Annotated in this window: 13 protein-coding genes; 7 read left to right on the top strand and 6 right to left on the bottom strand. The window is 43.5% G+C overall.

Annotation, left to right across the window (positions count from 1 at the left end; genetic code table 11):
• Positions 1 to 26: 26 nt before the first annotated feature.
• From R8N46_RS02420 to R8N46_RS02410, 3 genes are read left to right on the top strand one after another with little or no spacing between them, the layout of a single operon-like run.
• A complete protein-coding gene (locus tag R8N46_RS02420) occupies positions 27 to 896 on the top strand; it encodes a heme/hemin ABC transporter substrate-binding protein (protein WP_193837189.1) in 870 nt (289 codons plus the stop codon).
• Between the two features lie 9 nt (positions 897 to 905).
• Positions 906 to 1,943 carry a FecCD family ABC transporter permease gene (locus R8N46_RS02415; protein WP_005375318.1) on the top strand — a complete coding sequence of 346 codons (1,038 nt, stop codon included), beginning with the start codon at positions 906 to 908 and terminating at the stop codon, positions 1,941 to 1,943.
• Positions 1,943 to 2,725 (top strand): heme ABC transporter ATP-binding protein, encoded by a 783-nt coding sequence (locus R8N46_RS02410; RefSeq protein ID WP_005385036.1) that lies wholly within the window; start codon positions 1,943 to 1,945, stop codon positions 2,723 to 2,725. The genes R8N46_RS02415 and R8N46_RS02410 overlap by 1 nt, the downstream gene beginning before the upstream one ends.
• 112 nt (positions 2,726 to 2,837) lie before the next feature.
• On the opposite strand, the gene R8N46_RS02405 is transcribed toward R8N46_RS02410, so the two are convergent.
• Positions 2,838 to 3,299 (bottom strand): TetR/AcrR family transcriptional regulator, encoded by a 462-nt coding sequence (locus tag R8N46_RS02405; RefSeq protein WP_005385033.1) that lies wholly within the window; start codon positions 3,297 to 3,299, stop codon positions 2,838 to 2,840.
• A 607-nt stretch (positions 3,300 to 3,906) separates the two neighbouring features.
• On the opposite strand from R8N46_RS02405, the gene R8N46_RS02400 reads away from it, so the two are divergent.
• Positions 3,907 to 4,206, top strand: a complete 300-nt coding sequence (locus R8N46_RS02400; RefSeq protein WP_042521564.1) for a YfcZ/YiiS family protein — start codon at positions 3,907 to 3,909, stop codon at positions 4,204 to 4,206.
• An 88-nt stretch (positions 4,207 to 4,294) separates the two neighbouring features.
• On the opposite strand, the gene R8N46_RS02395 is transcribed toward R8N46_RS02400, so the two are convergent.
• Positions 4,295 to 4,567, bottom strand: coding sequence for a YnjH family protein (locus tag R8N46_RS02395; protein ID WP_047101743.1), 273 nt, complete (start codon positions 4,565 to 4,567; stop codon positions 4,295 to 4,297).
• 319 nt (positions 4,568 to 4,886) lie between these two features.
• Here R8N46_RS02395 and R8N46_RS02390 point away from each other — a divergent pair, with 319 nt between their 5' ends.
• Positions 4,887 to 5,486 carry a hypothetical protein gene (locus R8N46_RS02390; protein WP_017821237.1) on the top strand — a complete coding sequence of 200 codons (600 nt, stop codon included), beginning with the start codon at positions 4,887 to 4,889 and terminating at the stop codon, positions 5,484 to 5,486.
• Positions 5,487 to 5,560: 74 nt separating this feature from the next.
• Here the strand turns inward: R8N46_RS02390 and R8N46_RS02385 are convergent, their stop codons facing one another.
• On the bottom strand, positions 5,561 to 6,670 hold the full coding sequence (locus tag R8N46_RS02385) for a 1-acyl-sn-glycerol-3-phosphate acyltransferase (RefSeq protein WP_053350090.1): 1,110 nt from the start codon (positions 6,668 to 6,670) through the stop codon (positions 5,561 to 5,563).
• 191 nt (positions 6,671 to 6,861) lie between these two features.
• On the opposite strand from R8N46_RS02385, the gene R8N46_RS02380 reads away from it, so the two are divergent.
• Complete coding sequence (locus tag R8N46_RS02380; protein WP_005375302.1) at positions 6,862 to 7,470, top strand: hypothetical protein; 609 nt, start codon at positions 6,862 to 6,864, stop codon at positions 7,468 to 7,470.
• A 127-nt stretch (positions 7,471 to 7,597) separates the two neighbouring features.
• Here the strand turns inward: R8N46_RS02380 and R8N46_RS02375 are convergent, their stop codons facing one another.
• Both R8N46_RS02375 and R8N46_RS02370 read right to left on the bottom strand, forming a co-directional pair.
• Positions 7,598 to 8,080, bottom strand: coding sequence for a hypothetical protein (locus R8N46_RS02375; RefSeq protein ID WP_017635276.1), 483 nt, complete (start codon positions 8,078 to 8,080; stop codon positions 7,598 to 7,600).
• A gap of 14 nt (positions 8,081 to 8,094) precedes the next feature.
• The gene (locus tag R8N46_RS02370; RefSeq protein WP_005375300.1) at positions 8,095 to 8,628 is read right to left on the bottom strand and encodes a nicotinate-nicotinamide nucleotide adenylyltransferase; all 534 of its coding nucleotides are present in this window, start codon (positions 8,626 to 8,628) and stop codon (positions 8,095 to 8,097) included.
• A gap of 178 nt (positions 8,629 to 8,806) precedes the next feature.
• Between R8N46_RS02370 and nadE the strand changes: the two genes are divergently transcribed.
• Complete coding sequence (gene nadE / locus R8N46_RS02365; protein ID WP_005375299.1) at positions 8,807 to 9,637, top strand: ammonia-dependent NAD(+) synthetase; 831 nt, start codon at positions 8,807 to 8,809, stop codon at positions 9,635 to 9,637.
• A 100-nt stretch (positions 9,638 to 9,737) separates the two neighbouring features.
• On the opposite strand, the gene R8N46_RS02360 is transcribed toward nadE, so the two are convergent.
• Positions 9,738 to 11,555, bottom strand: coding sequence for a hybrid-cluster NAD(P)-dependent oxidoreductase (locus R8N46_RS02360; RefSeq protein WP_171345490.1), 1,818 nt, complete (start codon positions 11,553 to 11,555; stop codon positions 9,738 to 9,740).
• Positions 11,556 to 11,575: the final 20 nt, after the last annotated feature.

Raw genomic sequence — 11,575 nt, 5'->3', positions numbered from 1 at the left:
ATAAGTAAGATAGAGATCCTTTCAAAATGAAGAACACACGCATCACTATTCATGCTGTTATCACGGCAGCTATTTCCCTACTCGCGAGTAGTCAACTTTTTGCCAATGAAACGCCATCCTCAGAGCGCGTTGTTAGCGCAGGCAGCGCCGTCACTGAACTCTTGCTTGAACTCGACGCTAAAGATAGCTTGGTTGCTATCGACGTCACCAGTCAATTACCAAAAGGGATGGAACTGCCTAAAGTGGGCTACCATCGTCGTCTTTCAGCGGAGGGGTTGCTCGCCTTACGTCCGACAAAAGTCATTGGTTCTGATGAGATGGGGCCGAAAACAACATTGAGCCAATTGAAATCGGCTGGCGTAGATGTAGAAATTGTTAATACTGATGCAAATGTCGAGGGCCTTTATCAACGTATTGATCAAATTGCGAACCTTATGGATCGCAAGGCTCAAGCTGAAAGCTTAAAGCAAGATGTCCAGGCGCAAGTACAAGCACTCAATGCAAACCAGCCTAATCAAGCAAAGAAAAAGAAAGTGCTCTTTCTGCTGATCCATGAAGGGCGACCTGCAAATGTTGCGGGCTCACAAACGACACCCGATGCAATTATTCAACTCGCCGGCGGACAAAACCCAGCCGCTACACAACTCTCGTCTTACAAGCCTCTATCCACAGAAGCGATGGTAGAGATGCAGCCTGACGTGATTCTTGTTAGTGGTCGCAGCTATGAAACGTTGGGTGGTGCCGATGCAATTTTAAAAGCAATGCCGCTTCTTGCTGCAACACCCGCTGGAAAGAACAAAGACATCATAACGATTGATGGCCATGCTCTGGTAGGTGGTTTGGGCCTTAAAAGCCTTGCAGAAGCTAAACGCTTGAATGCACTGCTTTACCCATAGAGACATGACATGTTGTTAAGACGCATCCCCCTTTCAACGACGTTATCAGTGCTTAGTGGATTTTTAGCATTTATTGCTATCGCCTCTATTACCGTTGGCCCAATGAACATTAGCTTTGCTGACAGTTTGCGTAGCCTAACGGGAGGCAGTTCTGATCTCGCTCCTCACATTCAGTTGGTCATTAACGAAATCCGATTGCCTCGCACCATTTTGTGTATGTTCATCGGCGCCATTTTGGCAATTTGTGGTGTGGTTATGCAGGGCTTGTTCCGTAACCCATTAGCCGAGCCTGGTATCATTGGTGTGTCTGCTGGCGCTGCTCTTGGTGGTGCATTCGCTATTGTTGTATTTGCTGAATTTAGCCAAAACTATCCGCAACTAATGAACTTAGCGGCTCTGCCTCTTTTTGCTTTCCTTGGCGGTGCACTAACGACTATTCTCGTTTATAAACTCGGCACAAGTAAGTTTGGTACCTCAGTTACAATTATGTTGTTAGCCGGCGTTGCCATCAGTGCGCTCTCGGGTGCTGCGATTGGCTACATGAACTTTATCGCAGATGATCAGATGCTGCGAGACTTGACGCTTTGGTCGATGGGCTCATTAGCTGGTGCAAATTGGTCAGGGATTGCTCTATCTGCTGTAACACTCGTCATCCTATTACTCTGGTTCCAGAAGAAGTCGATGGCGCTGAATGCTCTGTTGTTAGGGGAATCAGAAGCAAGACACTTAGGAGTTCCGGTTCAAAAACTCAAACGTCAGCTTATTTTACTTTCTGCACTGGGTGTTGGTATTACGGTGAGCATCAGTGGTGCAATTGGCTTTATTGGGCTCGTGATTCCTCACTTAGGGCGCATGCTCGCTGGGCCTGACCATCGAACGCTATTACCAATATCTGCCTTAATGGGAGCACTGCTTCTTACTGCCGCAGATATGTTTGCTCGTGTTGCCGTGGCACCAGCTGAATTACCAGTTGGAATCGTGACCGCATTGATTGGCGCGCCCTTTTTCATCTACTTATTGTTCCAGCAAAAAGGGAAGATTTTGTAATGAACCAGATCGTTTTATCGGGGAAAAACATTTCGATGACGTATGGCAACCGTGTGGTGCTCGATGACATCAACATTGATATCCGAGCTGGTGAAGTGACCGCCCTACTCGGCCCCAATGGCGCAGGTAAAAGTACTTTGCTCAAGCTTCTATGCGGTGAGATCTCTTCGAATCATCACATCACCTACTTCGGTAAACAAAAGCATGATTGGGAGCCTGAAAAAAGCGCCAAACATATTGCAATGCTCCCGCAGCACAGCACCTTAACCTTCCCATTTCTAGCCAGAGAAGTAGTAGAGCTGGGGGCAATACCGCTATCACTGTCCAATAAAGAAACCACTAAACTGGCTTTACATTACATGGAACAAACCGACGTATTGCATTTAGCAGAAAGCCTGTACCCGTCTTTATCTGGTGGAGAAAAGCAACGACTGCATCTAGCACGAGTGATGACACAACTACATCAATCTGGCGAAAAACGAATCTTAATGCTTGATGAACCTACCTCAGCGTTGGATCTCGCCCACCAACACAACACGTTAAAGATTGCTCGTGAAACGGCAAAAGCACAAAACGCAGCGGTGGTTGTGGTGTTACATGACTTGAATCTAGCCTCTCAGTACGCAGACCGCCTTGTACTCTTGCATAACGGGAAACTAGTTTGTGATGACACGCCATGGAATGCACTAACGTCAGAGCGCATTGAGCAAGTTTATGGCTATCGATCTATTGTGACAAAACATCCGACGCTAGACTTCCCTCAAGTGCATGCCGCAGCATAAAGCGTATCTCCTCTAAGCCGTCTCTAAAACACTTCGATACGACAAAGGCCCGCAATATGAGAGTTGCGGGCCTTTGCTTTAATAGTGGCAGAATTCGTTGCTTTAAAGGCTATTACTTGCTCATTTGGATCAATGAACGACCAATCAACCACTCAAGCTCTTTGTCACCACCCGCACCAAACTGGCTTTCAACCATTTTGTATAAGCGGTCAATACCATTAGCAGCAAATTCTTGCGCATTTTCAGCGGTGACAATGTGATGGAATAGCAGTCGTAAAATCGCGAGGAACTCAGCATCTTCCAGCGCTTTAATCCAACTTTGTGAAAATGCATTTAATCCTTTATCAAACTCTAAGTGTTCAATAAACATTTTAAAGATACGGCCATCCAGTGCGGCGGTGAAGTCCGTTTTCTTAGGGAAGTGATGGCTAATACCGGTACGCGATATACCTGTCTGCTGGCTTAGCGTCGTGTACGACATTTTGTCGTAACCTAATCTGAGTAGCTGATCAATAACGGCATCCATGATCTTTTGGATAGTGATTTCGGTATCTTCTTTACTACGCTTTGGCATATTTTAAGCTCTTCTCTTTGTAAATCCATCTAACTCACTATTAAATGAGGCCAGAATGAAATCATTCTTAGCATTATACCCGGCTCGCCGATGCGGTTCGATTAGCGAAAACCTAGAAATCAGGTTGCTAAGCGCTGCACTTGAAAGCGCTTTGGGTATATGTATTGCGACTATTTAATATCATGTCGAGTTCCAAACCATAACGTCTTTACACTGCGTAATGTGTAATTTTCAGTTATGTTTTTGTCAATACATGCTACTCAAAATAAGGCGAAAAGTTAGTCTCATCAAAACCTTGCGCCAATTATTCATCGAAACTATTCAAAGACCAAGAATGATAATTATTAAAAATAATCAATCAAGAAATAGTCTTATAAATTAACCATTAGTTCAACTGGACTGAGCAAAATCTCGTCACTATGTTCGTTAATTGATTTTAAATGTTGATATATATCACATTAACGTTCTTGATGATTTAGTAATCCAATCTTTAACCCTTACTTAACAAGTGCCTATTCTGTTCCTTTTTTAAACAAAAGTCGTCATTTTTGTAGATACAGATCAAATACCTGATAGAATACCCTTAGTATTTACAAGAGGATTCGTTATGAGTGTCGAATTAGAAAAAAACCAAGTATGTGAGGCCTGCGGCTGTGCTGGCGAGATTGGCTTTATCATCAAAGAAGGTGACGAAGTTGCCGACGTAACGGTTTTCGCACAGACAAAAACAGAGCTAGAGTCTGAACTACAAAAATACATCGAGCTCGCTAAATCAGTATGTGTTGATGTTGAATACAATGTTTCAGAAATAACCGAAGAATCGAACCAAGCGACGGCTCGATTCAAATTTGAAGTAAGTGCTGAAAAACTTATCTTTGAATTAAAAACTCGCTCACTCGCGCGTTAATGAAAAAAGCGAGCATGATGCTCGCTTTTTATTTTTCCAATCTCTTAATCTTAAACCGCTCTAAATGAAACAGACAACTTCGGCGCGTTTATTTATCTTTTTTGAACACGACCCACTTTAACGAGCCATTGGTTTCAAAATCGTTCTCAGCGGTACACATCAGTAATACGCCTTCAACATTAATCACGGCCCCTGTGCTGTAGGCTTTATCATCGTAGTAACAGATATGCTGACCTACCTTACCGTCAGCAACTATTAGCGCTTTGTTTTCTGGTGTACTGTATGATTTAGCAAAAACGGAACCCGACAGCAGTACTGCAAAAACACCAGCGGTAAAAATAGATACACTTTTTAACTTCATGAAAATCTCCCTCAAACCTCAATAATACTAACAAGGACCCTTGTGAAGTTCTTGGAAGAATCTCATATTATTCAAATATCTACTGATATTTTTCTCACCTCTACGCTTGAATCTGCTTCACATTCAATCATTTAATTTATCTCATTTTAGTAAGCTTGAAGTTACTTAGCGCAGTAAAGAAGCGCACACTTTTAGCGTGCATCTCTAATTTGAATATTTAAGTTATGAATCAAAAACTGTGAGCAAAAAATGCATAATAGGTTTATTTAAGTATAAGATAAGCACCTGTTGATCTCGGTATTTAACTAACTCTTTGACTATGCGTTTTGTTTCCCTATGCCTTACTTCAATCCTGCTCTGCTCGTCTCCTTTGGCATATGAGCTAGATTACTATTCTAAGTTTGGTCACATCGATAATTACGGCAATCTTGATCTTAGAAACAAGCCTTATACCCAACTACCCTCTGGCCTAGTGGTAAAGGGCAACTTAAACATCTCACAAACCCCTATCAAAACCTTGCCTAAAGGGCTTGATGTTGAAGGCAGTCTGGAAGCAACTAACAGCGCACTCAAAGTTATTCGCTCAGGAACAAAGATAAAAGGCTATGCAAACCTACTAGGTAGTAAGATCGAAAACTGGCCTAAAGGCATCAAACTAGGCGGTTACCTAAATCTGACAGATACACCGTTAAAAGCGCTTCCAGCTAAACTTCGAGTAAAAGGTGATCTAAGTGTTATTCGCACTCCCATTTCTGAACTTCCTGAAGGATTGGTGGTTGATGGTAATCTTTATATTGGAGGATCAGCGCTGAAAGTATTTCCAGACACAATGACGGTGAAAGGGAATATCTATTTAGGTGGTAACAGGATCACCAAATGGCCTAGCAATTTAACCCTTGGTGGCGCCGTCGCACCTTAAAGAGCAGATAAACAAAAGCCCCGGCAGACCGAGGCTTTAAGGCATTCTGAATCAACAGAGTTCAGTGACGAAAGTTACTCTTGGTTATTCACAGGATTGGCATAGCTCGCCACCAAATAAGGTCTTGCGCCTTCAGGTAGCTGATCCAACTTATCCGCGAGATGACGCTTAACTGCTTCCGTAATGATGCTCGAATCTTCATGCCCAGCAGCTAACAAGTTGATTGGGTACAACTTGTAGTTGTTGTGAATTTGGCGGTCGATTTCACCAGCAAGAGATTCCGGCGTTTCAAACTCTTGCTCAATCACATCACCAAACGCAACATGTACACGGCCTTTATAGCCAACGATACCTTGAATGATGCTTTCGATATCTTCAAATTCGCCTTTTTCATAGCGGCCATTTTCTGCTTTTTCGTACAGCTCTTTTGCTTTGGCAATGTCACATGGATCATTTTCATAGGAAATCGAGACAGGAACGATTTTCAGAGAACGCGTGTACTCACCAAAGCTGATCTTTTGTTTACGACCTTCAACATGGAACATTTTTAAAATCGCAGGATCAGTAAAGTCGTTTCCATCTTTAGCACGGCCTTCCTTTTGGGCAATCCAAATTGAATTGCCAGTATCAAGCGAATGTTTGATATAGCTTGAAAGTTGTCCCAATGCTTTCATCATTTCTCTAGGCGCTTTAGCAGAGCGCTTAACGATGAAGCTCTTATTGAGTCGCATCAATTCTGTCGCACATGGCTTCTTCAGCAGGTTATCGCCAATCGCTATACGAACTGTACGGTGCCCACTTTGGTACAAGCCATAATTTACGAGCGCAGGGTCCATCGCAATATCACGGTGGTTAGAAACGAATAGGTATGACGTGTTTTTATCCAGCTTATCCAAACCAGAAAAAGTGACGCCATCCGTTGTCTTATTCAATGTATCTTTCAGATACTTCTTCACTTCAATCTGAATTGCTTCGACAGAATCAAGCTTGCTCCACTTGGCTTTCAGGTAGATGCGCAGGATCGGGCTCATTAGCGTTTTGAACCACGCTGCTTTATTAGCAAAGCGATGTTCTAGGATAGCAGTGATAAATTCATCATCTTGGATTAGACGATCCAGCGCTGCTGGAATTTCTTCGTCGTTGTAAGGACGAATTTCAATATAAGGATCGGTATTGGCTGTCATTGTTCATTACATATCAAAAAAAGCTGGCACATTTTACGCATAGTTTTGCTGACAAGCAGCATTTCAACCCATACTTTTAACATGGTCATACCAGTTAAGCCACCATTTATCATGCTAAAAAATTCTCTCAGCAGGTTGGAATCGTATGGGTTTAACGTTACCCTTAGCGCCAAAAAACACTGGTACTCATAATGAACTACGCAATTGAATTTCACGACGCTAAATACCCCTTTCTTGATGTAGCTGCGCGTAAAAAAGCACTGAAGCACAGTCTATTGTCTGTCATCGAAGGGTTAGCCGTCATTAAATTGGGTAAGCAGGAGTATGCCATTGAACCAGGCCAATATTTTTGGATTCCTCAAGGATGTTTGAGCTCCCTCACCTTTTTACCTAATTCTCGTGTATATCGTTGTGATTTTTCTGTGCGTTTAAATGACGACTTCTCACAACAGGCGGGCTTTGTGAAGCCTTCACCGCTACTAAAAGCGCTCGTCGAGAAGCTAGCAACAACAGCCGAACGCTCGGATCTGCAAACCGATCTACTGACAGTAGTAAGGCATGAAGTATTGACGCTGTCTCCTAAACTAGCGCACTCAACATTAACAAGAACCATCAATCAGTGGACACCTGGCTGTGACATGAATATTTCTAAAGAGCTTTGCTTGGTACTAACACTACGTGAAGCAAGAAAAATGAAACTGTCGGGGAAGAAGGAAGAGCAGATTGTTGACTCTCTTTTTGCTGGTAACACCGAAGAATATGAACAGCTTTGCTTTTTAGTCTTTGGAGAAGCGCTATAACTTGCTCTTTAACAAGCTACGTTTTCAGCATTACGTAGAGTTACGGATACAGAAAGTAGAGATTCAAGTAAAAACAAAAAGGGCGTACATTGATAATGTACGCCCTTTTTTCATTTGCTTGAGGTGTCTAGAAAGGTACTTCTATCTGCATCATCCAGTCAGCGTCATAATATTCGTGCCAACGATAATCAAACCGCATTCTTGGCTGTCCGTCGGATTTATCACCAAAACCAACGCTGAACATCAACCCGTGACTACGAAGCCACTCTTCTGTATCCATTTTACTCTCTTCGTCTCGGAGCTCTTCCGGCATCCAAAAACCAAGACCAAAGTAATTCTTTTCTAAGTTTTGAGTTAGAAGTGGGGTGTCTTCCGGCTTAATCGCCCACTCCTCCCAATAGTTTTCTGTTGGTCCTTCAAGCTTCGCTTCCGCTGCATACCAAATCAATGCTTCAGTACTTAACACGCCGATGGAATCTAAAATTTCTTCACAGATTGGAAGCGTGTTATCTTCAAACACCACGGAACGATCAGAAAAATAGTTACACGCGGAATGAGCTTGTGTCACCACAAGCAGCGCACATGCACTAAATAAAACTACTCTGACCATGAAAATCTGACCTCTCAGTTCCCAGACAATGTTTCTCTGTATAAGCCTTTACTAAGTAATAAATCACGTACGGAAGGTGTTGTATAGGCGCCGATCTCTTCACCCTCGGCCAATGCTTTGCGAATATCTGTGCTTCTGACTTTTACTTTTTCAGGACATGCCATAACAGTCCAACGTTCCGTAATCTCTTCAGCTCTACTAAATTTAGCAAATTTGAAGAAATTATCAGGACCAATGACAAAAGTTATATCGGCAGTTGGGTAAATTTCTTGAATTTTTTCTAACAACGCATAGGTCGTCACACTTTGTCCAGGTTGGTATAAAGCTTGCTCTGCATCAGAACGCTGAACATTAGAAAGCCCCATATCCTTGATGAACGCGTCAACCATTTTGCACCGAGTTGGGTAATCAAGCATGTTCTTGCCCCAAGCGTGTGCAATGCTTGGCTCAAGTAACACAAGATCAAAGTGGCTCAAAGACTCAATAACACTTTTATGCCCTAAACTAGGTGGGTTAAATGCACTACCAAAAATGGCGATTTTTTTCATATCCGGTGATTACCTGGTTGAAGAGAGTTTTCTAATCTGATGATTTCGGTATGATACTACTAATCTTTACAGCTTTTGACCCTAAAGTCGCGTTTAATGAGCCTCAACTGTATGGTTTATCACCATTTGAGCAAATGTGCTTTAGAGTCTGAAATATTTGCAGGAAAAGGAACCCTAAATGGAACAATCCATCCGTGACGAAATGCGCGTACTCCCTTCAATTGATCCGCATTTTGAAATTGAACGCCGTGTCGCTTTTATTAAGCGTAAATTGCAAGAAGCGGGCTGTAAGTCTCTTGTTCTTGGCATCAGCGGTGGCGTTGACTCAACGACATGTGGTCGTTTAGCTCAGTTGGCTGTAGACCAGCTGAACGAAGAAGCGGGCAACAATAGCTACCAATTTATCGCAGTTCGCCTGCCTTATGGGGAGCAAAAAGATGAAGATGAGGCTCAGCTCGCTCTGTCTTTTATCCAGCCAACCCATTCTGTATCGGTGAACATCAAAGCAGGTGTTGACGGGCTTCATTCGGCTTCTCACGTTGCATTAGAAGGCACAGATCTTCTACCAACTGATGCAGCAAAAGTCGACTTCGTAAAAGGCAATGTAAAAGCGCGTGCTCGCATGGTTGCTCAATACGAGATCGCGGGCTACGTAGGCGGCCTTGTTCTTGGTACTGATCACTCAGCAGAAAACATCACTGGTTTCTACACTAAATTTGGTGATGGCGCTTGTGACATGGCACCATTGTTCGGATTAAGTAAGCGCCAAGTTCGTGAAGTAGCTGCTACATTGGGTGCACCTGAGCAACTAGTTAAGAAAGTGCCAACAGCAGACTTAGAAGAGCTTGCTCCACAAAAAGCAGATGAAGATGCCCTAAGCCTAACTTACGAGCAAATCGACGACTTCTTAGAGGGCAAACCTGTTCCACAGCAAGTGAGTGACCGTCTGGTAGCGATTTACAAAGCAACGCAGCACAAACGCCAGCCAATCCCGACGATTTACGACTAAGCGATATTTTCAGCTCTCTTTAAAACTCAAAACGCTGCTAAAAATAGCAGCGTTTTTTTGTCTAGGAACAGTTTTTGTCGAAGGACAAAATTGCTCTCGCCTAGTTGGTTACTGTTACGTCCGTCTCTGGCACAGCACAACACGCCAATACGGTTCCCATTGCACGTTCCTCATCTGTCAACGCAGGCACGTCCGGATGATGTACTTGACCCGACGTAAGCTGAACCTTACACGCGCCGCATAAGCCAGCACGACAGCTATTGCTAACAACCTTCCTTGCGTCTTCAAGCTGATCTAACAACGTTTTCTGATTATTCCCTACAACTTTCGTCCCATTGAAATCGATCGCTATGCTCTTCTCTGGTCTTGAAGTGACTGAAGATACGCCAAACGCTTCTTGATGGTAGTTTTCTTCTGGCAGCCCTTTTCTTAGCAGGAGATTTTTCGCTTTCTCCATAAAACCATCAGGACCACACACAAACACTTGGCGCTGTTCAACATCTTTGATTTGCTTAATGTGTGACAAACTTAAACGCCCTTTCAAACCAAACCAATCAACAGCAGGTTGCGTTAAACAGACTTTTACTTCTAGCCCTGGGTGCTCACGCTTTAACTGCTCCAACTCTGAGCGACAAGGAATATCATTCTCGGTGCGACATTGATGGTAGAAAACCACATTATCCAACTGATTGTGATCCGCTAAGTAACGCACCATTGATAACATTGGTGTTACTCCGCTACCCGCAGAGAGTAACAGCAGAGGCTGCGCTTCATGCGTTTTAAGGTGGAACTGACCGTCAGGTTGTTCTGCCTCTAAAACATCACCGACTTGTAAGTTGTCTAAGAGTGAGTTAGAGACTCTTCCGCCCGCGATACGCTTTACAGAAATAGCATAACGACCCGGGCGAGAAGGACTGGATGATAAGGTATAGCGTCGACCCACTTTCTTACCATCAATATTCACCTCTATTGGCAGGTGTTGTCCTGGCAAGTAATTAGGCAACGAGCCTTTGTTTGGCTCTAACCATAAGGTCACAAAGTCTTGGGCAATTTCTTCACGCTCAACACATGTAAGCTTCATGCGCACTGGCGAGTTATCTGCGTAAAACTCCGGCTCTTTGTACTCCAATACTTCAACTTTATCGCCTTGACGAATAATGCCTTCATTTCGCGCGACAAGATTCTGGCCAAAGAACACACCACCGACATCGTTTGCACGGAACTGTTGCAAGGTTTTGAGCGGCTCTTTGCTCTCACGGAATGTGCCTCTTTGGGTATTCACCGTAGTCAGGATACAGCGCTCGCAAGGTTTGAGAGACTCAAACTCTACCTCACCGATTCGTATGCGCTTCCATGAATCTTCTTCAAATGGTTTAGTATCAGAGACAACTAAGTTAGTACGAAACTGACCCATTGAGTGTAGTTCTGAACTTCTTCGGTTCAGCTCATCAAGTGAAGCTTGACTGATCACTAAAACCGGATAACCATCAGCAAAACTGACGTTTTGACCTAGCTTTTCACGGACACGATTCGATTGCTCACCACTAAATAACAACTCAACGCGCAGCCCCAAAACACGACTAAACCAGTCATCTGCATCATCTGTCGTGGTATAGGCAGTAAATGTATCTTTCCAAACCGTTGCAGGTGTCTCCTGCATTTTGAAATCTTGGTAACGGATTTTAAGTGGCTCCATACCCAAACTACTAAACACCACTCCATCGGACAATAGGGCAGACTTAATGGTTACCATTTGCGGATACTTTCGCGCGGTGATCATCGAGCCATCAGCTTTCGCAATCATAAAGCGACGATCGAAGCTCAATCCTTGCTTCTCAACCCATACGGACGACAGCGATAAACCGCCAACTGACTTAACCGGAAAAACATTAATTTGGGATAAAACGGGTTGCGACATGGCCTTCTTCCTACGGGTGT

Origin of the sequence: Vibrio sp. 1874 (assembly GCF_033344395.1) — a bacterium.
Taxonomy (GTDB): domain Bacteria; phylum Pseudomonadota; class Gammaproteobacteria; order Enterobacterales; family Vibrionaceae; genus Vibrio; species Vibrio alginolyticus.
This window is presented reverse-complemented; position numbering and strand designations above follow the sequence as displayed.